Consider the following 22,749-nt stretch of genomic DNA (forward strand, 5'->3'; position numbering starts at 1 on the left):
CTGCGGGTGGGCCACCGCATCCGGTCGGACGCGATGAGGCAACGGTAGGGATCGCGCGTTTCGTGCGAGCACGCCTCCGGTGTCACGGGCGTAACGAAGCCCTCACGGCCTGCGGCGCTCGCCGAGAGGCGCGCGTCACACGCTGTTACACCGGGGCAACGGCGGGGAAACGGGCCGTCCCTACGGTGGACGTCATGACTCCTGGAGCGAACCCCGCCGCCCGGCCCCGACGTGTGCTCGTCGTCGGAGCGGGACCCGCCGCGCACCGCCTGGTCGACGCGCTCGTCGCCCGGGCCGGCGACCAGGCGCTGGAGATCACCGTCCTCGGCGAGGAGGTGCACCGTCCCTACGACCGCGTCGCACTCTCGAAGCGCCTCGACGGCGAGCACGACCTGACTCTGGGCGACGGCGCTCTGTGGGAGTCGGCGCGGCTGATCACCTCCTCCCGTGTCGTCGCGATCGATCCCGACCGCCTGCGCGTCGAGCTCGCGGACGGCCGCTCCCTCGAGGGCGACGAGATCGTCCTGGCGACGGGCTCCTCCGCCACGGTCCCGCCGATCGAGGGCGCCGAGCACGGCCGCGTCTACCGCACGCTCGAGGACGTGGACGGGCTCGTCGCCGAGCTCGCCGCGTTCCGCGCCCGGCGCGGCCGCCCCGCGATCGTGGTCGTGATCGGCGGCGGTCTGCTCGGCCTCGAGGCGGCGGGAGGCGCGCACCGGCTCGGTGCGCGCACCGCCCTCGTCCACTCCGGCCGCTGGCTGATGAGCGCGCAGCTCGACGAGGGCGCCGGGCAGGCCCTCGGCCGCATCATCTCGGCGCAGGGGATCGCGCTGCACCTCGGCAACCGGCCCACCGCGATCCTCACCTCGCCGACCGGGACGGTGCTCGGCGTCGCGCTGACCGACGGCAGCAGCATCAGCGCCGATCTCGTGGTCTTCTCCATCGGGATCACGGCGCGCGACGAGCTCGCCCGAGCGGCCGGGATCGAGGTCGCACCGCGCGGAGGCGTGGTCGTCGACGAGGCCTGCCGCACCAGCCGGGCGGGAGTCTGGGCCATCGGCGAGGTCGCCGCGATCGACGGCCGCACCGTCGGGCTCGTCGCACCCGCCAACGCGATGGCGGAGGTTGTCGCCGACCGGATCCTCGGCGGCGACGCGACCTTCCCGGGGGTCGACGACGCCACCAAGCTCAAGCTCTCGGGCGTGGAGGTCGCCAGCTTCGGCGACGCCCTCGGCACCACGGAGGGAGCGCTCGAGGTCGTCTACGCCGATCCGGCCCGCGGTCTCTACCAGAAGGTCGTCGTCTCGGACGATGCGCGCACGCTGCTCGGCGGGATGTTCGTCGGCGACGCGGGCCCCTACTCCTCCCTCCGCCCGCTGCTGGGGCGCGAGCTGCCGGCCGAGCCCGGCGCCTACCTCGCGGCGGCGGGGGCGGAGGCGCCCTCGGGCGACCTTCCGGACGACGCCCAGGTCTGCTCGTGCAACAACGTCTCGGTCGGCGAGGTCCGTCACGCGATCGGCGAGGGGTGCACCGAGCTGGGGCCGCTCAAGGCCTGCACCCGCGCGGGCACCCAGTGCGGATCGTGCGTGCCCCTGGTGAAGAAGCTGCTCGACACGGAGCTGATCCGTGCGGGCGTCGAGGTCTCCCGCGCCCTCTGCGAGCACGTGGCGCTCAGCCGCAGCGAGCTGTTCGAGTCGGTCCGCATCCTCGGGCTGCACTCGGCCGAGCAGGTGATGGAGCGCTTCGGCTCCGGGCTGGGCTGCGACGTGTGCAAGCCGGTGATCGCCTCCGTCCTCGCCACCCAGACGAACGCCTACATCCTCGACGGCGGCCAGGCGCCGCTGCAGGACACCAACGACCGCGCCCTGGCCAACATGCAGAAGGACGGCACCTACTCCGTCGTCCCGCGGATCCCCGGAGGCGAGATCACGCCGGCGAAGCTCAAGGTGATCGCCGAGGTCGCCGAGCAGTACGGCCTCTACACGAAGATCACCGGCGGGCAGCGGATCGACATGTTCGGCGCCCGCCTCGAGCAGCTGCCCGAGATCTGGCGCCTCCTCGTCGACGCCGGCTTCGAGTCGGGTCAGGCGTACGGCAAGTCGCTGCGCACGGTCAAGTCGTGCGTCGGATCGACCTGGTGCCGCTTCGGAGTCCAGGACGCGGTCGGGATGGCGGTCTTCCTCGAGGAGCGGTACCGGGGTCTCCGCTCGCCGCACAAGTTCAAGCTCGGGGTCAGCGGCTGCGCCCGCGAGTGCGCCGAGGCGCGGGGGAAGGACATCGGCGTCATCGCGAGCGACCTCGGCTGGAACCTCTACGTCGGCGGCAACGGCGGCTACCAGCCGGCGCACGCCCAGCTGCTCGCGCAGGACCTCGACGACGAGACCCTGGTGCGCTACATCGACCGCTACGTCATGTACTACGTGCGGACGGCCGAGCGGCTCCAGCGGACCGCACGCTGGCAGGAGGAGCTCCCCGGCGGACTCGAGCACGTGCGCGAGGTGGTCTGCGAGGACTCGCTCGGCATCGCCGCCGAGCTGGAGGCCGCCATGGCCACGCACGTCGACACCTACGTCGACGAGTGGGCGGCGACCCTCGCCGATCCCGACCGGCTCCGCCGCTTCCGCTCCTTCGTGAACGCCCCGGACACTGCGGATCCGCGCGTCGCGACCGTGCGCGAGCGCGGGCAGGTCCGGCCCGCCGGCCGGGACGAGAGACCGGACGGACCCGTGCTGGTCGCGGGGCCGAGGATCCCCGTCGGTCCGGCCGGGATCGGATCGGACTCGTGATGCAGCTCTCCCTCGACCTCGCCGGACGCCGCGTGCTCGTGATCGGCACCGCCTCCGGGACCCGCCGCGTGCTCGCCCGCTACCGAGCCGCCGGCGCACTCGTCGAGCGGCACGAGGCGGAGGACGCGCTCACCCCGGCGCCCCCGGCCCTGATCGTGTGGGTGGAGGGGCCGGCGCCGCTCCGAGCAGCGGCGGCCGAGCTCTGCCCCTGGATCGTCGACGAGGCCCCCGCGCCGACCCGGCCGGTCGGGCACGTCAGCATCGTCGGCGGCGGCCCCGGCGATCCGGATCTGATGACCCTCGCCGCCCGCCGCGCCCTCCGCGACGCGGACGTGGTGCTCTACGACCGGCTCGGTCCGCACGAGGGCCTGGCCGAGTGGGCGCCCGGCGCCGAGCTGATCGACGTCGGCAAGACGCCGGGTCATCATGCGGTGCCGCAGCACGAGATCGAGCGGCTGATGATCGAGCGGGCCCTCGCGGGTCTGGACGTCGTGCGCCTGAAGGGCGGCGATCCGTTCGTGTTCGGCCGCGGGTCGGAGGAGGTGCGCGCGTGCCGGCTCGCCGGCGTCGGCTCCACGGTCGTCCCCGGAGTGACCAGCGCGATCTCGGTGCCCGCCGCCGCCGGGATCCCGGTCACCCACCGCGAGGTCAGCAGGGCCTTCACCGTGGTCTCGGGCCATGCGCCGTTCAGCGAGCAGGAGCTCGGCCATCTGGCCGGGCTGGGCGGGACGATCGTGGTGCTGATGGGCGTGAACACCCTCCCGCACCTCGTCGCCGGGCTGCAGCGCGCGGGGATGCGCGCCGACACGCCCCTCGCGATCGTCGAGCGGGGCTGGTCGCGCGACCAGCGCACGACGGTCTCGTCGGTCGGCGGAGTGCTCGGCCTGCTCGCCGAGCTGGCACCGCGCTCGCCCGCCGTGATCGTCATCGGCGAGGTGGTCCGGCAGGCCGCGTGCCATGATGCGGGGGACCCCGAGAGCATCGCCCGAGCGGTCGATGCACTGACCGCGTGAGACCCCGAGGGGGCCGAGCATGACCGGCACCGATCCCGACGCCGCCGTGGGGTTCCGACCCGACCAGCTGGACGGCTTCCGCATCGGGGTCACCTCCGACCGCCGCTCCGAGGACCTGATCGCCGCGTTCGAGCGCCGCGGTGCCGCCGTCACGCACGCCCCCACCATCCGCATGCGCGGCGTCGACACCGAGGGCGCGCTCGAGGAGGAGACCCGCGCCATCGTCGCCGCCCGTCCCGACGTGCTCCTCGCCACCACCTCCTACGGCCTGCGGCGCTGGCTCGAGGCCGCGGACGCCGCGGGGATCGAGCTGGCCGACGCGCTGTCCTGCGCGCGGATCCTCGTCCGAGGACCCAAGGCGCGCGGAGCGATCCGTGCGGCGGGTCTCGACGACCACGGGATGAGCGAGCGCGAGACGACCACCTCCCTCGTCGACCTGGCTCTGCGCGAGGGCGTCGCCGGCCGCACGATCGCGGTGCAGCTGCACGGATTCACCGACCCGGCTCAGCTGCAGCGTCTCCGCGACGCCGGCGCCCGGGTGCTCACGGCCGCGCCCTACCGCTGGAGCGTGCACGAGGACTCCGCCCGGGTGCTGCGGCTGATCGACGCGGTCTGCGGAGGGGGCATCGACGCCGTCACCTTCACCAGCGCGCCGGCGGTGGAGGCGCTCTTCACGGTCGCGGAGGCCGCGGGCCGCCTCGACGACCTCCAGGCGGCCTTCCGCGAGACGGTGGTCGCCGCCGCCGTGGGCCCCGTGACCGCAGCACCCCTGGTCGAGGCAGGGATCCTCCCGGTCGTGCCGGACCGGTTCCGGATGGGCGCGCTCATCCGCCTGACCTGCGAGCACCTCGAGCAGGCGTCGCCCCGCATCGAGACGGCCTTCGGCACTCTCGAGCTCCGAGGCCGGCACGCCGTCCTGGCCGGGACCCGGGTGGCGCTGACCCCGGTCGCGCTCGCGCTGTTCCGGACTCTCGTCGCCGCCGAGGGCGCGACCGTCGCGCGTCACGTCCTCGCGGCCTCCGCGCCGGAGGCTCTCGACGACCACGCGGTCGACGTCGCTGTCAGCCGCCTCCGTCAGGCCCTCCCCGAACCGCGGCTCGTGGCGACGGTGATCAAGCGCGGCTACCGGCTCGCGACCCCGCTCTGAGCGGCGGCGCGGTGCCACACTGAGCGCGTGGGCAGGCTGAGGGTCGTCGTCGCGCCCGACTCCTTCAAGGGGTCGGCGAGCGCGGTCGAGGTCGCACGGGCGATCGCCGAGGGCTGGAGCGCTGCGCGCGCGGGGGACGAGATCGTCCTCGCGCCGATGGCCGACGGGGGAGAGGGCACGGTCGAGGCCTTCGCGCTCGCGGTCCCGGGGTCGCAGCGGCGGCCGGTCGTCGTGCCCGGCCCGGACGACCGGCCGGTCCGCGCCTGGTGGCTGCTGCTCCCCGACGGGACAGCCGTCGTGGAGCTCGCCTCCACGAGCGGCATCACGCTGCTCGACCCGCTCCGACCGCTCACCGCGCACACCCGCGGCTTCGGCCGCGCGATCGCCGCCGCCCTCGACGCGGGGGCGCACGCCCTTCTGCTGGCGATCGGCGGCAGCGCCTCGACCGACGGCGGAGTCGGCGCGCTCCGCGAGCTCGGCGCGCGCTTCTCCACCGCCTCCGGCCGCGACCTCGGCGAGGGAGGCGGTGCGCTGCCCGCGCTCGCCGCCGCCGACCTCCGCGGGCTGCGTCCTCTGCCGCCCGGAGGCGCGGTCGTGCTCAGCGACGTCGCGACCCCGCTGCTCGGCGACTCCGGGGCGGCCCGCGTCTTCGGACCGCAGAAGGGGGCCGGCCCCGAGGACGTCCTCCTCCTCGAGAGCGGTCTCCGCCGTCTCGCCGCGCACCTGGACGCGGATCCCGATGCGCCGGGCTCCGGGGCGGCGGGCGGGACGGGCTTCGGGCTGCTCGCCTGGGGCGCGCGCCCGACCTCCGGCGCCGACGCCGTCGGACGGGCGATCGGGCTCCCGGCGCTCCTCGCGGGCGCGGACGTCGTCATCACGGGGGAGGGGCGCTTCGACGCGCAGTCCGCCGCCGGCAAGGTCCCGGTGCACGTCCTCGCGCTCGCCGAGGCGGCCGGGGCGCGGACGCTCCTCGTCGCCGGGGCGATCGCGGCGCCGACTCCCGGCTTCACCGCGGCGGTGTCGCTGACGGAGGCGGCGGGCTCCTCGTCCGCGGCCCTCGCGGACCCGTTCCCGCACCTGCGCGCCGTCGCCCGGGAGTGGGCCGCGCAGCTCCTCTGACCGTTCGCGGTGTCGGTGGTCGGGCGTATCGTCCGGGCATGACCCGCGATGCGATCCGACCACCACATCTTGTGGTCGAGCCGCCGCGCGGACCCCACCGGTCGGGCATGCCGACACGCCGTGGCGCGTTGTACACAGTGAACGGGATCCTTCTGTCCACACCTGTGGATGGTTCGTCCGGATCCGCGTCCTTCCGCGGTTCCACGGGCTCCGGCCTGTGGATGAACGGGGGAGGAACCGGTGGATAACTACACGGCTGTAACTACTACGTCTAGTGGGCTGACACCGGCCCGCCCCCTATATGTAGTATTGCTGAGCAGGTCGGAGCGAGAGCCCCACCGGCACCCAGAACTCACCCGGACCACCCTCCGACCCCGCCCGCATCGCGAGCCGCCGGTCGGGGAGCGGCACCGGGACACCCCCTCCGAAAGGCGACACCCATGGCTGTGACGGTCTACACCAAGCCCTCCTGCGTCCAGTGCACCGCGACGTACCGCGCCCTCGACAGCAAGGGCATCGACTACGAGGTGTTCGACCTCTCCGTGGACGAGAAGGCCCTCGAGGCCGTCAAGGCCCTCGGCTACCTCCAGGCGCCGGTCGTCATCACGGACGACGACCACTGGTCCGGCTTCCGCCCCGACAAGATCGCGACCCTCTGAGGCGCACGGACGGCGATCCGCGACGTCGTCGGCGGGCGCCGTAGCGCCGCTGCGGCTTCCTCCTCCGCCTCGCGGCTCACCGCGCAGCCGCCTCGGAGGCGGGACCGAGAACAGCAGCTGACGGGGAGAGGGGCCGAAGGATGAGCGGGCTCGTGTACTTCTCCAGCAGCTCGGGGAACACGCACCGGTTCATCGAGAAGCTCGGACGGCCGGCGCAGCGCATCCCGCTCCACGCCCGTCGCGACGGAGCCGCCCTCGACACGCTCCACGTCCACGAGCCGTACGTGCTCGTCCTCCCCACCTACGGCGGCGGCAACGGCGGGGGAGCGGTCCCCAAGCAGGTCATCCGGTTCCTCAACGATCCGTGCAACCGCTCCCTGATCCGCGGCGTCATCGGCGCCGGCAACACGAACTTCGGCGAGGCGTACTGCCTCGCCGGCGACATCATCGCCCGCAAGTGCGAGGTGCCGCACCTCTATCGATTCGAAGTATTCGGAACACCCGACGACGTCCGCGCCGTCGACGAAGGATTGGACACGTTTTGGACGCAGCAGTGATCGACGCTCCCCGCGACGCCGCACAGATGGACTACCACTCGCTCAACGCGATGCTGAACCTCTACGGCCCGAACGGAGAGATCCAGTTCGACAAGGACCGCGAGGCCGCTCGCGAGTTCTTCCTGCAGCACGTCAACCAGAACACGGTGTTCTTCCACACGCTCAAGGAGCGCCTCGACTACCTGGTCGAGAAGGAGTACTACGAGCAGGCCGTGCTCGACCAGTACTCGTTCGAGTTCATCCAGCAGCTCAACGACCTGGCGTACTCGAAGAAGTTCCGCTTCGCGACCTTCCTCGGCGCGTTCAAGTACTACACCTCGTACACGCTCAAGACGTTCGACGGGAAGCGCTACCTCGAGCGCTTCGAGGACCGCGTCGTGATGACCGCCCTCGGCCTCGCCCAGGGCGACGAGACGCTCGCGACCGCCCTCGTCGAGGAGATCGTCGCCGGCCGCTTCCAGCCCGCGACCCCGACCTTCCTCAACACCGGCAAGGCCCAGCGCGGCGAGCTCGTCTCCTGCTTCCTGCTGCGCATCGAGGACAACATGGAGTCGATCGCCCGCGGCATCAACTCCGCGCTCCAGCTCTCCAAGCGCGGCGGCGGCGTCGCCCTCTCGCTCTCGAACATCCGCGAGGCCGGCGCCCCGATCAAGCAGATCGAGAACCAGTCCTCGGGCATCATCCCCGTGATGAAGCTCCTCGAGGACAGCTTCAGCTACGCCAACCAGCTCGGCGCGCGCCAGGGCGCGGGAGCGGTGTACCTCTCGGCCCACCACCCCGACATCCTCCGCTTCCTCGACACCAAGCGCGAGAACGCCGACGAGAAGATCCGCATCAAGACGCTCTCCCTCGGCGTCGTCGTGCCCGACATCACGTTCGAGCTCGCGAAGAACAACGAGGACATGTACCTCTTCTCGCCCTACGACGTCGAGCGCGTCTACGGCATCCCCTTCGGCGACATCTCCCTCTCGGAGAAGTACCGCGAGATGGTCGACGACCCGCGCATCAAGAAGACCAAGATCTCGGCGCGCGAGTTCTTCCAGACCATCGCCGAGATCCAGTTCGAGTCGGGCTACCCCTACATCGTGTTCGAGGACACGGTGAACCAGGCGAACCCGATCAAGGGCCGCATCAACATGTCCAACCTCTGCTCCGAGATCCTCCAGGTCAACACTCCGACGACCTACAACGAGGACCTCTCCTACGCGCAGATCGGCAAGGACATCTCCTGCAACCTCGGATCGCTGAACATCGCGCTGACGATGGACTCGCCCGACTTCGGCCGCACCATCGAGACCGCTATCCGCGGCCTCACCTCGGTGTCCGACCAGTCGCACATCACCTCGGTCCGCTCGATCGAGGACGGCAACGACAAGTCGCACGCCATCGGCCTCGGCCAGATGAACCTGCACGGCTACCTCGCCCGCGAGCGGATCCACTACGGATCCGAGGAGGGCATCGACTTCACCAACATCTACTTCTACTCGGTGCTGTTCCACGCCCTGCGCGCCTCCAACAACCTCTCCATCGAGCGCGGCACCACCTTCGAGGGCTTCGCCGACTCGAAGTACGCCTCGGGCGAGTTCTTCGACACCTACACCGAGAAGGAGTGGGCGCCGGCCACCGAGCGCGTCTCCCGCCTCTTCGCCGACTCGGGCATCGCGGTCCCCACCCGGGACGACTGGCGTGCGCTCAAGGCCTCGGTCATGGAGCACGGCATCTACAACCAGAACCTGCAGGCCGTCCCGCCGACCGGCTCGATCTCGTACATCAACAACTCGACGTCCTCGATCCACCCGATCGCGTCGAAGATCGAGATCCGCAAGGAGGGCAAGCTCGGCCGCGTCTACTACCCGGCGCCGTTCATGACGAACGACAACCTGGAGTACTACCAGGACGCGTACGAGATCGGCTACGAGAAGATCATCGACACCTACGCCGCCGCCACGCAGCACGTCGACCAGGGCCTCTCGCTGACGCTCTTCTTCAAGGACACGGCGACCACGCGCGACGTCAACCGCGCCCAGATCTACGCCTGGCGCAAGGGCATCAAGACGATCTACTACATCCGCATCCGTCAGCTGGCGCTCGAGGGCACCGAGCTCGACCAGTGCGTCTCGTGCATGCTCTAGAGCACGCAGCCCCACCCCCCTCCGCACGACCCATCCGCAGCAGCGAGAAGGAATCATGACTCCCCCCGAGAAGCTCAAGCTCGTCGACTCCGTCCAGGCGATCAACTGGAACCGGATCCAGGACGACAAGGACGTCGAGGTGTGGAACCGCCTCACGAGCAACTTCTGGCTGCCCGAGAAGGTCCCGCTGTCGAACGACATCCAGTCGTGGAACACGCTCACGCACCAGGAGCAGCAGCTCACCATGCGCGTGTTCACCGGGCTCACCCTGCTCGACACCGTGCAGGGCACCGTCGGCGCCGTCTCGCTCATCCCGGACGCGATCACGCCTCACGAGGAGGCCGTCTACACGAACATCGCGTTCATGGAGTCGGTCCACGCCAAGTCGTACTCCTCGGTGTTCTCGACCCTGTCGAACACCCAGGACATCGACGAGGCCTTCCGCTGGTCGATGGAGAACCCGAACCTGCAGAAGAAAGCGTCCATCGTGATGGACTACTACCGCGGCGACGACCCGCTGAAGCGGAAGGTCGCCTCCACGCTGCTGGAGTCGTTCCTCTTCTACTCGGGCTTCTACCTGCCGATGTACTGGTCCTCGCGCGCCAAGCTCACCAACACGGCCGATCTCGTGCGCCTGATCATCCGCGACGAGGCCGTGCACGGCTACTACATCGGCTATAAGTTCCAGAAGGGACTCGAGCGGGTCGACCAGGCCAAGCGCGACGAGATCAAGGACTACACGTTCTCGCTGCTCTACGAGCTCTACGACAACGAGGCGCAGTACACGCAGGACCTCTACGACCAGCTCGGCCTGACCGAGGACGTCAAGAAGTTCCTGCACTACAACGCCAACAAGGCGCTGATGAACCTCGGCTACGAGCCGATGTTCCCCAAGCAGGTCACCGATGTGAACCCCGCGATCCTGTCGGCCCTCTCGCCCAACGCGGACGAGAACCACGACTTCTTCTCGGGCTCCGGCTCCTCCTACGTGATCGGCAAGGCCGTGAACACCGAGGACGAGGACTGGGACTTCTAGGCGTCGACACCACGTCCCGGCCTCCACGGCGAACGGCCCCTCCCCTCGCGGGTGAGGGGCCGTTCCTCGTCTCCGGGCGGCGGGCGAGCGCCCGGTCGCCGCGCCCGCCGAGGCACCGCCCTGTCGCCGAGGCGCCGTCCTCCCGGCGGCGCCTCGGCGGTTCGGCGGTGTCTCGGCGGAACTGGGCCGGAGCGGCTGTCGCGGGCGCCGTCAGAGGGCAAGGCGCATCAGCACCCGGGGGAAGCCGTCGAGCACGGGGTGCACCGCCGCCCAGCCGACCACTCCGCCGATTCACCACTCCGCCGGATGAATCGCACCAGCACCCCCTGTTGGACGGCGCCCAGGCGGGGCGCCTACCGTGGACGAGGTATCCAACGAAGGAGCACTCCCTGTGAAGCACGTCCCCCTCGGCACCTCCGGTGTCGACTCCCCGAACGTCGTCCTCGGCCTCATGCGCATCCCCGAGATGAGCGACGAGGCGATCCGCGGCCTCGTCGGCGCCGCCCGCGACTCCGGCATCGACTTCTTCGACCACGCCGACGTGTACGGCGGCGAGCTGCACCGCTGCGAGGAGCGCTTCGCCGAGGCGATGGCGCTCACCCCGTCGGAGCGCGAGCAGGTCGTCCTGCAGACCAAGGCGGGCATCGTCCCCGACGGCCCCTACTTCGACTTCTCGTACGAGCACCTGATCGCCTCGGTCGAGGGCTCGCTGAGGGCGCTGCGCACCGACTACGTCGACGTGCTGCTCCTGCACCGGCCCGACGCGCTCGTCGAGCCCGATGAGGTGGCCCGCGCGTTCGACGAGCTGCACGCGTCCGGCAAGGTGAAGCACTTCGGCGTCTCGAACCAGACGCCGTACCAGATCGAGCTGCTGAAGAAGTCGCTGAACCAGCCGATCGTGGCGAACCAGCTGCAGCTCTCGATCACCCATGCGCCGCTGATCGCGCAGGGAGTCGCCTCCAACATGGTCGGCGAGGACCAGTCCGTGATGCGCGACGCCGGCATCCTCGACTACTGCCGCCTGAACGACATCACCGTGCAGGCCTGGTCGCCCTTCCAGGCGGGGTTCTTCACCGGCGTCTTCCTCGACAACCCGGCCTACCCCGAGCTGAACGCCGTCATCGACCGGCTCGCAGCGACGTACGAGGTCCCGGCGATCGCCGTGGCCACCGCCTGGATCACCCGCCACCCGGCGGGCATGCAGGTCGTGCTCGGCACGACGAACGAGCAGCGCGTGCGCGATGCGGCCCTCGGCTCCGATCTGCCGCTCACGCGGCCGGAGTGGTACGAGCTGTTCCGCGCGGCGGGCTACCTCGTCCCCTAGAGCTCCCACCCCGGAGGAAATGCGCGTCGGCGCAGAGAGGCACGGACTCCCCGGAGTCCGTGCCTCTTCCCGTCCCCGCGAGACGCCGGTCGGTACGCCCGCCGCGACGCGACCCGTCGCGGACCGAAGCGGCATCTCGCGGGGGAGGGGCGGGAATAGGAACGGCACCCCTGCGTTGAACTTGAGCGTAACCGACTCAACTTCCTCAGGAGGACAGGTGCCCGACAACTACAGCGAGGCCGGAGCGAGCTCGTTCGACGACTTCCTCGCCCGCTACCTCGACGGTGAGCGCGCCCGCGCGGCGCGGTCGATCGACCTCAGCCGATTCCTCACCGCCCGTACCCGCGACATCCTGCAGTCCGCAGGACGCTTCGCCCTCGAGCGCGGCCAGACCGAGCTCGACGCCCTGCATGTGCTCCGCGTGCTCATCGACGACGAGACCGTCTCGCAGGCCGTGCGCCGCATCGGCGTCGACCCCGCCGCCATCGCCACCGCCGCGGAGGCGCGCCTCCCGCAGGCCGACGAGGCCCACGCCTCGCAGAACGCGGCCACCATCACCCCCAGCGCGCAGCGCGCGCTGTTCCACGCCTACCAGGTCGCCCGCTCCAGCGGTTCGACCTACATCGAGCCCGAGCACCTCTTCTTCGCGCTCGTGCTCGGCCAGGACGCCCCCGCCGGGCAGGTCCTCGCCCGCGCCGGCGTCACCGCCGAGGCCCTCACCCAGGGCATGCGCGAGACCGAGGCCCCGCAGCAGCAGGAGGCGGGACAGCCCGCCTCCGACACTCCGATGCTCGACAAGTTCGGCACCGACCTCACCGCTCTCGCCCGCGAGGGCCGGCTCGACCCGGTCATCGGGCGCGCCGACGAGATCGAGCAGACCGTCGAGATCCTCAGCCGCCGCACCAAGAACAACCCGGTGCTCGTCGGCGAGGCCGGCGTCGGCAAGACCGCGATCGTCGAGGGCCTGGCCCGCGCGATCGTGGCGGAGGAGGTCCCCGAGCAGCTGCGCGGCAAGCGCGTGATCTCGCTCGACCTCCCCGGCATGCTGGCCGGCACCCGCTACCGCGGCGACTTCGAGGAGCGCCTCACCGGCACCATGGACGAGATCGCGGCGCACTCCGGCGAGCTGATCGTCTTCATCGACGAGGTCCACACCGTCGTCGGTGCGGGCGGCGGCGGCGAGGGCGGCATGGACGCGGGCAACATCCTCAAGCCGCGTCTGGCCCGAGGCGACCTGCACCTCGTCGGCGCCACCACGCTCAAGGAGTACCGCACCATCGAGAAGGACCCGGCACTGGAGCGGCGCTTCCAGCCGGTCCGCGTCGGCGAGCCCGGCATCGAGGACGCGGTCGCCATCCTGCACGGCCTGCGCCCCGCCTACGAGGAGCACCACCGCGTGCGCTTCACGGACGAGGCACTCCGCGCCTCCGTCGAGCTCTCGGCCCGGTACCTCACCGACCGCGTGCTGCCCGACAAGGCGATCGACCTGATCGACCAGGCCGGCGCGCGCCTCCGCCTCCGCCTCGGAGCCGGCGTCGACACCGGAGCTCTGCTCGAGCGTCTGGCGACCCTGGAGGCCGACAAGAACGCGGCCGTCTCGGCCGAGCACTACGAGGAGGCGTCCCGCGTCCGCGACGAGATCAGCGCCGTGCAGGCGGAGCTCGACGCGGCCACCGGCAGCGCCCCCGCGGAGGCGGTCGTCGGCGAGACCGAGATCGCGGCCGTCATCGCCCGCGCCACCGGCATCCCGGTGTCGCGACTCACAGAGGGGGAGCGCGAGCGCCTCGCGCACCTCGAGACCGAGCTGCACCAGCGGGTCATCGGCCAGGACGACGCGGTCACCGCTGTCGCCCGGGCCGTCCGCCGCAGCCGCACAGGCCTCGGCGACTCCTCGCGCCCGGTCGGCTCGTTCCTCTTCCTCGGCCCGACCGGTGTCGGCAAGACGGAGCTGGCGCGCACCCTCGCGGGCTCCCTCTTCGCCGACGAGCAGTCGGTCATCCGCTTCGACATGAGCGAGTTCGGCGAGCGTCACACGGTCTCGCGGCTGGTCGGCGCCCCTCCCGGGTACGTCGGCTACGACGAGGCCGGTCAGCTGACCGAGCGCGTGCGCCGGAACCCGTACTCGGTGGTCCTCTTCGACGAGATCGAGAAGGCGCACCCCGACGTGTTCAACCTGCTGCTGCAGGTGCTCGACGACGGGCGTCTGACCGACGGCCAGGGGCGGGCGGTCGACTTCCGCAACACGGTGATCATCATGACCTCGAACCTCGGCTCGGAGTTCCTGGCCTCGCGGTCGGGTGCGCTCGGCTTCGTCGCTCAGAGCGACGCGTCGGCCGAGGGCTTCGCCTCGGAGAAGGACCTGCGCGATCGCGTCATGGGCCGTCTCCGCGAGGCGATGCGCCCCGAGTTCCTCAACCGGATCGACGAGATCGTCCTGTTCCGCCGCCTCGGCCGCGAGCAGCTGCGGGAGATCGTCGGCATCGTCCTCGACACCACGCGCTCCCGCCTCGCTCCCCGCGAGGTGACGCTCGAGGTGACGGAGGCGGCCGTCGACTGGCTCGCCGAGAACGGCTACGAGCCGCAGTACGGTGCCCGGCCCCTGCGCCGGCTCGTCCAGCGCTCCATCGACGACCGGATCGCCGACCTGTTCGTCAGCGGCGAGGTCTCCGACGGAGGCGCGGTCCGCGTCGACGCCGTCGGCGGCGAGCTGCTGGTGACCTCGGCCGTCGCCCTCCCGCTGGCCGCGTAGCCGGTCCCGCTCCGACCCCCGTCCCTCCTCCTCCCCCGAGACGCCACTCGTGACGACGGCACCGCCCGTCGTCGCGAGCGGCGCCCGCGGAGGGGGAGGGGCGGGGGTCTTCGCGTCCCCACGGCTTGCAACAGCGGTCCCGGCGGGATAGACACGAGAGCACGAGAACCGGAGGCACGATGTCGAACCCGCGCTACTACGACCCCGTGGGCAAGGCGGTCCGGGCGCTGCTCGTGCTGAGCCTCGTCTGCTTCGCCCTGGCGGTGGGCATGTTCGCCCTCGACATCGTCATGCCCGGCACCATGACGGACGAGCGACGGCCCTGGGCCGAGGCCAGCGGGGCGCTCGCCTCGTTCGGCGTGCTGGCCCTCATCGTCTACTTCGCGACCGTCGCGATCGTCGGCGCGATCCGGGGGCGCGGGCAGTAGCCCCGGCTCCGACGCCGTCGTCCGACAGGAACGCGTCCGGCCCGCGGGATCCGAGGATCCTCGCGGGCCGGACGCGTTCTCACGAGCCGTCAGGCGCCGGTCAGGGGCACTTCTTCGCGGTGATCGTCACCTTCAGCGTGGCGTCCGGAGCGACGGGGGAGCCGCCGGCCGGCTCCTGCCCGGTGACCTGGCCGGCGTCGGGCGCCTTCGGGTCCTCGGCGCAGGCGAGCGTGATCTTCGTGAAGCCGGCTGCGCCGAACGCGTTCTTCGCGGCCTCCAGATCCTGGCCCGTCACGTTCGGCACGGTCTTCTGGTTGCCGGAGCTGGTGAACACGGTGATCGCGGTGCCGCGCGGGGCCGAGCCCGTCGGGTCGGCGCGGGTGACCGTCCCGACCGCGGCGTCGCTCGCCTCCGTGCCGCCCTGCACGACGCCGAAGCCGGCCGCCTCGAGCTTGGCCTCGGCGTCGGCGGAGGAGAGCCCGACGACATCCGGGATGTCGACCTTCGGGACGACCTGCAGCGAGCCGTCGGCCTCCGGGAACTCCGTCCCGCCGTACGTCGCGTCGGCGGCGCGCATGACGACCGGCCAGATGCGGTGGCGCGCGGTGGCGGCGGATCCGGAGTCGAAGGAGTAGCGGCCGAGGCGCAGGTTCGCGTCGCCCTTCACGTTGAACACGCCGACGGCGGTCGCGACGCGGGTGCTCGCTCCGGTCATCCAGGTGGCCTTCGCGTCGTCGGTGGTGCCGGTCTTGCCGATCAGCGGAACGCCGTCGCCGGTGCGGGAGGCCACGGCCGTCCCTCCGCCGGTGAAGGTCGCCTGCAGCGCGACGGCCGCGGTGGCGGCGACGTTGCGGTCGATCGACTGGCGGCAGTTCGCCGGGGGCACCGGCTGGTCGGCTCCGGCGGAGTCGGTGATGCGGTCGATCGCGACGGGGTCGCAGGTCGTGCCGCCGGAGGCGATGGTGGCGAAGGCGCCGGCCATCGAGAGGGGCGAGACGTAGTTCGTGCCGAGCACCGACGACGGGTTGTGCTCGAGCTCCTCGCCGCTGCCCTGCTTCACGCCCATGTCGACCGCGGTGTCGCGGATGCCGCACAGGTCGAGCTCACGGGCCATGCCGACGAAGCCGGTGTTGAGGGAGGTCTTCGTGAAGGACACCGGGGTGCCGACCTCGCCGGTGCCGCCCTCGTCGTTCTTCGCGCTCGTCTCGTTGCTCGTGTCGGTGCCGCCGGAGACGCAGGAGTCCGTGAAGGTGCCCCAGGTGGACTTGCGCGTCCCGTCGACCGACTCGTTGATGCTGTGGCCCTCCTTCAGCCACTCCACCAGAGTGAAGAGCTTGTAGGTCGAGCCCGGCTGGATCCCGGAGGATCCGCCGTTGGCCCGATCGGTGCTGTAGTTCACGGCGCTGTAGGACGGGTCCGTCGTGAGGACGTCCGGATCCTGCGAGTACTTCTTGTTCTGCGTCATCGCGAGCACGCGCCCGGATCCGACCTCGACGCTGACCGAGACGGCTCCGACGTCGAAGTTCCAGGTCTGCGGGACCTGCGCGTCGACGGCGGCGACGGCCGCGTCCTGCAGGCCGACGTCGAGCGTCGTGTAGACGTCGAGGCCGCCGCGGCGGAAGTTGGTCCAGCGGGTGTCCTCGTCGGCGCCGAAGATCTCGTTGTTCTTCAGGACGTTGGTGACGTAGTCGCAGAAGAAGCCGGCGTTACCCGCGGTCGAGCAGCCGGTGCTCGGCTGGGTGATGCGGGGCTCGATCGGAGTGGCGACGGCGGCGTCGTGGTCCTCCTGCGAGATCTTCCCCTCCTCGAGCATCTTGCCGATGATGTAGTCGCGGCGGTCCTTGTTGCGGGCGTAGCCGTTCGCGGCGCCGTTGTCCGGGTTGTCGGGCTGGTCGATCCGCAGGACGGCCGGGTTGTTGACGATCGCGATGAGGCTCGCGGCCTGGGCGATCGAGAGGTCCGCGGCCGAGGTCGCGTAGTAGTAGTTCGCGGCGGTCTCGAGGCCGTAGGTGGTGCCTCCGAAGAACGCGATGTTGAGGTAGCCCTGGAGGATCTGGTCCTTCGTGTACTGCTTCTCGAGGCCGATGGCGAGCTTCATCTCGCGGAGCTTGCGCTCGGGGGAGGTCCGGGTGGCCTCGTCGATCGCGGCCGCGCGCTCGGCGTCGTCCGAGATGTTGCGGACGGCCTTCTCGACGAGGACGTTCTTCACGTACTGCTGGGTGATCGAGGATCCGCCCTGCACGTCGTTGCCGAGCACGTAGGTCTGAGCGACGGCGCGGAGGGTGCCGGGGAGGTCGACTCCGCCGTGGTCGTAGAAACGGGGGTCCTCACCCGAGACGGCGGCGTCCTTGGCGGCCTGGGCGATGCGGTCGAGCGGCACCTCGACGCGGTTCTCGACGTAGAAGGAGGCGAGCAGCTGCGGGCCGTCGGAGCCGGTCGCGTAGATGTTGCTCTTCTCGGAGAGCTTGTCGACCTCGAGGTAGTCGGGCAGGCCGTCGAAGACGCCGATCGACTGGTTCGCGGCGACTCCGGCGAGCGCCACGGCCGGGGTGACGGTGGCGGTCACGAGGACTCCGGCCACGACGCTCATGCCCAGGAAGCCCACGATCGCCTTGACCACACCACCGGTGGTCCTTCTGTCGGACGCCAAACCTTCTCCTTCGCGAATCCCCCCGGATGCTGCGACGACCGCGGCCGACGCCCTGCACGCTCCGTGCGGCAGGTCAACCTCGACAGACTAACCCGAGAGCCCCCGAAGACGAAGGCCCGGCCAGAGGCCTGAAAAGACCCTGACCGCCACCCGGGGGACGGCGTTCCCTAGGCTGTCGGCATGGCGAGCCCCTCCTCCGACCCCCGACCGGCCGACGCGACGACCCCGGAGGCCGCTCCGGTCGCGCCTCCGCAGGCCGTCCCCGCACCGCCCACGGGCGCCCTCTCGTACGCTCTCGGCTTCCTCGCGTTCATCGGGATCCCGTTCCTCAGCCTCATCGTGGGCGGCATCGTCATGGCGTCCGTGTACCCGTCCGCCCGGAGGAAGGGCGGCCTCGCCGCCGAGAACGCGCGGAACGCGGCGAACTGGGGCCTGACAGTGATCCTGATCGGGGTCGTGACGCTCGGCGCGCACGTCGTGCTGCTCTTCGCCGCCTCCGACACCCCGCTCGCGAAGGACTTCTACCCGATCGGCATCCCGATCACGCTGTTCGCCGTGCTCTGGCTGGTGCACTTCGTGCTGATCATCTGCGGACTGGTGAAGGCGAACCAGCGCGAGGTGTTCCGTCCGCGCGTCGCGATCCCGTTCCTCCGCCCGCCCGCGGCCTGAGCTCAGGCGCCGACGGGCCAGAGGTAGTCGAGCCCCGGCGGCGTGTCGGGGAACAGCGGGCCGTAGTGGTCCTCGTCCTTGGTCACGAGCTTCGAGCGGTGCGAGAGGTGCAGCCGCTCGTCGCCGAACCACGGCGGGAGCGCGTAGTCGCCGGTCAGGTAGGCGGCGAGATCCTCCGGGGCGGCGGCGAGGGCCTCCTCGGTCTTCACGAGGCACGTGTCGGCGAAGCCGCGCTCCGTCCACTCCGCGCAGGTCTCGCGCTGGTAGGTCATCAGCGCCGGTCGGTAGCCCCGCCACATCCGCGTGACGGGGTGGTTCTGCCAGCCGTACCCCGGAACGGTCAGCGCCCGCATGACCTGCAGCGTCTCGACGCGCTGCTTGCCGAGCCGCTTGCCGTCGAGGGCGCGGACGCTGCGGTGGAAGTCGGGGTAGGGGAGGAAGGTCTGCACGCCTCCCAGTCAACAGCGGCCCGTCTCCCTCCGGCCACCCTCCCGTCACGCCGATGTCGCCTGGCGTGCGTAGCGTCCGGGGCATGACCGGACTCCCCCTCCTCGCCACCGACGACGTGCAGCTGCGCTGGGCGCGGCCCGAGGTCCTCGACTCCGCCCGCCACCGGATGCTGCGCCTGCTCACCCTCGCCGAGCGCCTGCGCTACGAGGCGACGAGTCGGCGCGAGGTCCGGGACGGCTTCCTCCTCGGCCGGGTCCTCGTGCGCGAGCTGGCCGCCGAGACGCTCGGGATCGATCCCCTCGAGGTCGCCGTGGACGCGCGCTGCGAGCGCTGCTCCGGACCGCACGGCCGCCCGGTGCTCCGCGGCGAGCACCCGGCGCTGGAGCGGATGCGGATCAGCATCGCGCACTGCGACGGCGCGGTGGTCGCGGCGCTGGCGACCGGACGCGACATCGGGATCGACGCGGTGCGCGCCCGCACCGTCCGTGACCGCGTGGCCTCCGGGGCGACGACGGCGGAGCAGGTGCTCGCCGATCTGCGCTCGCAGGCGGTCGCGAAGGCCGACGGGCGCGGGACCTCGAGCGACGAGCCCGTCCGCTTCCGCACCAGGGAGGGTGCGACCGAGGCCTGGATCGAGGGCTCGAGCCGCTACTTCGCCGTCTCGGAGCCGGCGGTCCACTCCGCGCTCGTCGTGGCGGTCGCGGTCGCTCAGGAGTGACCGCGGGGCGCGGTCCCCGGCCGTTGCGCTGGTCCGCGCCTAGGCGAACAGCGACAGCGTGATCGTCGAGCGGTAGGAGCCGGCCTCGACGTCCGGCTCGGCCAGCAGCCGCAGCTCGGCGTCGGCGGTCCAGGTGCCGGCCCCGCCGGCGGCTCCGAGCAGCAGCGCGTCCTGCAGGCCCGCGCCGCCCTCGAGGGAGGAGGCGACCGGATCGCCCGCGACGGCGCCGGTGCCGGTGATCAGGCGCGGGGTCCAGCCGAGGTGGTCGGCTCCGATCGAGGCGCTCGGGCCGGTGAGGGCGCTCGCCGAGGCGAGGACGTACCAGTCGTTCTGCGCGCCGACGCGCGAGTCGGTGACGGTGACCGTGGGCAGCCCGCCCGTGAACCGGCGCTGGAGGGCGGTGGAGCCCGACTCGGCGAGGTCGACGGCGTCGGCGGCGACGGAGAGCGAGAGGGAGCCGGGCTGCGCGGGAGGGGTGATGTCGACGTCGACGTCCACTCCGTCGAGGTCGTGGAGCAGGGGCGGCGTGCGGACCGGGTCCTCGCCGGTGAGGGGATCGGCGGTGTCGGGTGGGGTGGCGGTGGGGGAGTCGGCGGGCCGGTCCGCGGCGGGCGGGTCTGTGGCGGGCCGGTCTGCGGGGGAGGAGCCGGTCGTCGGCTGCGCGGACTCGACGGGATCCGCGGAGGAGGGGCTCGAGGAGCGGCGGTCGGAGGCGCCGGATACCGCACCGGGAGCGGAGGGGTCCGCAGTCGCCGCCGCATCCTCCGCGGGCGAGGCGGCGGTCGGCGTCGACACCGCTTCCGGGGCGGTCATCGCCTCGGGCGCGAGTGCGGCGGAGGCGAACACCACGGAGAGCACGAGGGTCGTCGTCGGGACGAACGCGGCGAGAGCGCGGGTGGTGCGGGTCACGGACGGTCCAGTTCTGCGGGCTCTGCGATGCGCCCACCTGTGATTACTACCAGGAGCGCGAAGTGCTCTGCACCCCCGCTTCCGGGTGGAGTGCCGCGGAGCGCGCCAGCGGGGGCTGCTTACCCAAGGTCGCGCTACTCTCCGATACATCCTCATTTGTCTTCGATCGGAGTTCCAATGTCCGTGTCTTCAGGGCGTGCACGCGCCCTCGTTCTTGTCGTGGCGGCACTAGCCGGCTCCGCCCTGTCCGCTCCGCTGGCCTCCGCTTCGGAGAGCCAATGTCCGGATGGATTCAGTTGCGTCTGGACAGACGCCGACTACCAGGGCAGCTACTCAGGGCGCGGCAATGCGAACTACGATGAATGGCACGCGGTCGGAGGTCACGTCTTCAACGATTCGATTTCGAGCCTGAAGAATCGCTACCCGGGCACGAAGGTCTGGTTCGAGCATTCCAATAGGGGAGGTGCTCGGCTCGAGATCGGCGCTGGGGAGAGGAGACACAACCTCCAGGAGCAGCGAACCGATCTTTGGTATCACGCCGACTGGAACGACTTCATCTCGAGCGTCGACTGATGAGGCCGCTCGGGCGTCCGACCGCCGTCTTCCTCGTCGGCGCGAGCGTCCTTCTCCTCGTCGGATGCTCACCAGCGACACGACAACCGGTACCGGACGATCTCGACCTCGGCCCCTACGCCGACGTCCACGCGGTCCTCGACCCTGCGACGGAGTCGATCAGGACGCCGATGGACGCGTACTTCCTCGACGAGAAGGCGCTGAACCGGATCGACCAGGCGAACAATCTCCTCTTCGGGGAGTGCCTCCGGGCGAGCGGCCGTTCCTTCCCGCCCGCGGAGGTCGACCTGACGGCGCTCCCACCCCGTCCCGACACGTCCTTCGGCATCTGGAGCCCCGAGCGGGCGGCCAGGCTGGGGTACGGCTTCGACGACTCTGGGGATGCACCGTTGGAAGCGGCGAACCAGGCGTCCATCGCTCGAGGAGACGCCGATCCGGGGTGGGGTGCGGCGACGGATGCCTGCGACGAGTCGATCGAGCGCCTGCCCCATCTCGGACGCTATTCGGGGAGCGACGCCGCCCGAGCGGTCGCAGGGCCGGCCTACGACGTCCTTCACGACGCAGGAATGCTCTCCTCGGCCGACCCCCGATGGGAGGAGGCCCGCTCCGAATGGATCCGGTGCTCGGAAGAGCACGGACTCCGGTTCGATCCTGCGGAGCCGCACGCCTCGGGGCCCGAGATCCCGGATGATCCGGAGGCCGCGATCCGGACCGCCGTCGTCGACGTGCAGTGCAAGGTGGACACGCGCCTCATCGAGAAGCTGACCTCGCTCCGGTCGCAGTACGAGGCCGCTCTGATCGACCGGCACCGGACCGAGCTGGACGAGGTGGCGGAGAAGGAGCGCGAGGTCCTCGAGCGCGCCGACGCCGTCATCGCCCGGCACGGAGCGGCGGCGTGACCGCCGAGCCGCGATCCGGCACCCGGGCTCGCGTCCGCCGTACGGGACTCCGCGCTGCTCCCGTGGCGCTCGCCGTGCTGCTGCCGATGGCCGGGTGCGCTCCCGCTGGGGCACCCGTCGACGAGCGTCTCGACATCAGCGCCTACTCGGAGGTGCACGCCGTCCTCGACCGGACGAACGAGCTGATGACCTACCCGATCGACGCGTACTTCATCGACGCGGAGGGGCTCGGCCGGATCGTGCAGGCCAACGCCCTGCTGCTGGACGACTGCATGCGGGAGGGCGGCCGGACGGACCCCTCCGCGGCGTTCGACCTCACCCGGTCCGCCGTCGTCACGGAGACGACCTTCGGCATCTGGAGCCCGGAGCGCGTGGCCCGCTCCGGATACGGCTTCGACACGCCTCCCGCGGCGGCCGTCGAGGCGGCGAGTGCGGCGGTCCTCGAGGCCGCCGCCGCCGATCCGGGGTGGGAGGACGCGATGAGCGCGTGTGAGGACCGGGTCGAGACCCTGCCCGGCCTGGGACGCGACTACGCGGCCGATAAGGGGATGGAGATCACTCAGCTGCCGCAGGCGATCACCAACGACGCCGGGCGCCTCGCATCGGCGGATCCCCGGTGGAACCGGGCGCGCACCCGGTGGGGCGACTGCCTGATCGCGCACGGACTGCAGCTCCGCACCGACAGCGAGCAGCCCTGGTCGCCCCAGGTGCCCGACGACCCCGAGGCGGCGATCCGGACGGCGGTGCAGGACGTGCAGTGCAAAGAGGACACCCGGCTCGTCGAGACGCTGAGCTCTCTGCAGGCGCAGTACCAGGCGGCGCTGATCGACAGGCACCGCGCCGAGCTGGACGAGGTGGCGCAGAAGGAGCGCGCAGTCCTGGAGCGCGCCGATGCCGTCATCGCGCGGTACGGGCGCTGAGCCGTGGCCGA

18 protein-coding genes are annotated in these 22,749 nt (G+C 71.3%); 15 read left to right on the top strand and 3 right to left on the bottom strand.

Annotated features, from left to right (window positions below; translation table 11 throughout):
* Positions 1 to 194 precede the first annotated feature (194 nt).
* From nirB to GSU40_RS04405, 11 genes are all read left to right on the top strand, one after another.
* On the top strand, positions 195 to 2,786 hold the full coding sequence (gene nirB, locus GSU40_RS04355; protein ID WP_160033822.1) for a nitrite reductase large subunit NirB: 2,592 nt from the start codon (positions 195 to 197) through the stop codon (positions 2,784 to 2,786).
* Complete coding sequence (cobA, locus tag GSU40_RS04360; RefSeq protein ID WP_104227191.1) at positions 2,786 to 3,799, top strand: uroporphyrinogen-III C-methyltransferase; 1,014 nt, start codon at positions 2,786 to 2,788, stop codon at positions 3,797 to 3,799. The genes nirB and cobA overlap by 1 nt, the downstream gene beginning before the upstream one ends.
* A gap of 19 nt (positions 3,800 to 3,818) precedes the next feature.
* Complete coding sequence (locus tag GSU40_RS04365) at positions 3,819 to 4,946, top strand: uroporphyrinogen-III synthase (protein ID WP_160033824.1); 1,128 nt, start codon at positions 3,819 to 3,821, stop codon at positions 4,944 to 4,946.
* Positions 4,947 to 4,982: 36 nt separating this feature from the next.
* On the top strand, positions 4,983 to 6,065 hold the full coding sequence (locus GSU40_RS04370) for a glycerate kinase (protein WP_208543382.1): 1,083 nt from the start codon (positions 4,983 to 4,985) through the stop codon (positions 6,063 to 6,065).
* 440 nt (positions 6,066 to 6,505) lie between these two features.
* Entirely contained in the window at positions 6,506 to 6,724 is a 219-nt protein-coding gene (gene nrdH / locus GSU40_RS04375; protein WP_068255139.1) for a glutaredoxin-like protein NrdH, read from the top strand.
* Positions 6,725 to 6,864: 140 nt separating this feature from the next.
* Entirely contained in the window at positions 6,865 to 7,281 is a 417-nt protein-coding gene (gene nrdI, locus GSU40_RS04380; RefSeq protein ID WP_104224357.1) for a class Ib ribonucleoside-diphosphate reductase assembly flavoprotein NrdI, read from the top strand.
* A gap of 26 nt (positions 7,282 to 7,307) precedes the next feature.
* The gene (gene nrdE, locus GSU40_RS04385) at positions 7,308 to 9,413 is read left to right on the top strand and encodes a class 1b ribonucleoside-diphosphate reductase subunit alpha (protein ID WP_104250945.1); all 2,106 of its coding nucleotides are present in this window, start codon (positions 7,308 to 7,310) and stop codon (positions 9,411 to 9,413) included.
* A 55-nt stretch (positions 9,414 to 9,468) separates the two neighbouring features.
* The gene (gene nrdF / locus GSU40_RS04390) at positions 9,469 to 10,449 is read left to right on the top strand and encodes a class 1b ribonucleoside-diphosphate reductase subunit beta (protein WP_104224358.1); all 981 of its coding nucleotides are present in this window, start codon (positions 9,469 to 9,471) and stop codon (positions 10,447 to 10,449) included.
* Between the two features lie 391 nt (positions 10,450 to 10,840).
* Positions 10,841 to 11,773 carry an aldo/keto reductase gene (locus tag GSU40_RS04395; RefSeq protein WP_279630840.1) on the top strand — a complete coding sequence of 311 codons (933 nt, stop codon included), beginning with the start codon at positions 10,841 to 10,843 and terminating at the stop codon, positions 11,771 to 11,773.
* Between the two features lie 217 nt (positions 11,774 to 11,990).
* Positions 11,991 to 14,522 (top strand): ATP-dependent Clp protease ATP-binding subunit, encoded by a 2,532-nt coding sequence (locus GSU40_RS04400; RefSeq protein WP_160033828.1) that lies wholly within the window; start codon positions 11,991 to 11,993, stop codon positions 14,520 to 14,522.
* Positions 14,523 to 14,701: 179 nt separating this feature from the next.
* Positions 14,702 to 14,950: a hypothetical protein gene (locus tag GSU40_RS04405; RefSeq protein ID WP_104224361.1), complete on the top strand. Its 249-nt coding sequence runs from the start codon at positions 14,702 to 14,704 to the stop codon at positions 14,948 to 14,950.
* Between the two features lie 100 nt (positions 14,951 to 15,050).
* Here GSU40_RS04405 and GSU40_RS04410 read toward each other — a convergent pair whose 3' ends face one another.
* Complete coding sequence (locus tag GSU40_RS04410) at positions 15,051 to 17,600, bottom strand: transglycosylase domain-containing protein (RefSeq protein ID WP_244229592.1); 2,550 nt, start codon at positions 17,598 to 17,600, stop codon at positions 15,051 to 15,053.
* Positions 17,601 to 17,780: 180 nt separating this feature from the next.
* Between GSU40_RS04410 and GSU40_RS04415 the strand changes: the two genes are divergently transcribed.
* Positions 17,781 to 18,269 (top strand): DUF4870 domain-containing protein, encoded by a 489-nt coding sequence (locus GSU40_RS04415; protein ID WP_160033830.1) that lies wholly within the window; start codon positions 17,781 to 17,783, stop codon positions 18,267 to 18,269.
* Positions 18,270 to 18,271: 2 nt separating this feature from the next.
* Here GSU40_RS04415 and GSU40_RS04420 read toward each other — a convergent pair whose 3' ends face one another.
* Complete coding sequence (locus tag GSU40_RS04420; RefSeq protein ID WP_160033832.1) at positions 18,272 to 18,718, bottom strand: MSMEG_6728 family protein; 447 nt, start codon at positions 18,716 to 18,718, stop codon at positions 18,272 to 18,274.
* 83 nt (positions 18,719 to 18,801) lie between these two features.
* On the opposite strand from GSU40_RS04420, the gene GSU40_RS04425 reads away from it, so the two are divergent.
* Positions 18,802 to 19,437, top strand: a complete 636-nt coding sequence (locus GSU40_RS04425; protein WP_160033834.1) for a 4-phosphopantetheinyl transferase — start codon at positions 18,802 to 18,804, stop codon at positions 19,435 to 19,437.
* Positions 19,438 to 19,476: 39 nt separating this feature from the next.
* Here the strand turns inward: GSU40_RS04425 and GSU40_RS04430 are convergent, their stop codons facing one another.
* Positions 19,477 to 20,346 (bottom strand): hypothetical protein, encoded by an 870-nt coding sequence (locus GSU40_RS04430; protein ID WP_160033836.1) that lies wholly within the window; start codon positions 20,344 to 20,346, stop codon positions 19,477 to 19,479.
* Positions 20,347 to 20,873: 527 nt separating this feature from the next.
* Here GSU40_RS04430 and GSU40_RS04440 point away from each other — a divergent pair.
* Together GSU40_RS04440 and GSU40_RS04445 are read left to right on the top strand one after the other, a co-directional pair.
* Positions 20,874 to 21,818, top strand: a complete 945-nt coding sequence (locus GSU40_RS04440) for a hypothetical protein (RefSeq protein ID WP_160033840.1) — start codon at positions 20,874 to 20,876, stop codon at positions 21,816 to 21,818.
* On the top strand, positions 21,815 to 22,738 hold the full coding sequence (locus tag GSU40_RS04445; protein WP_160033842.1) for a hypothetical protein: 924 nt from the start codon (positions 21,815 to 21,817) through the stop codon (positions 22,736 to 22,738). The genes GSU40_RS04440 and GSU40_RS04445 overlap by 4 nt, the downstream gene beginning before the upstream one ends.
* Positions 22,739 to 22,749: the final 11 nt, after the last annotated feature.

It is taken from the genome of Rathayibacter sp. VKM Ac-2805, assembly GCF_009834265.1.
Classification (GTDB): domain Bacteria; phylum Actinomycetota; class Actinomycetes; order Actinomycetales; family Microbacteriaceae; genus Rathayibacter.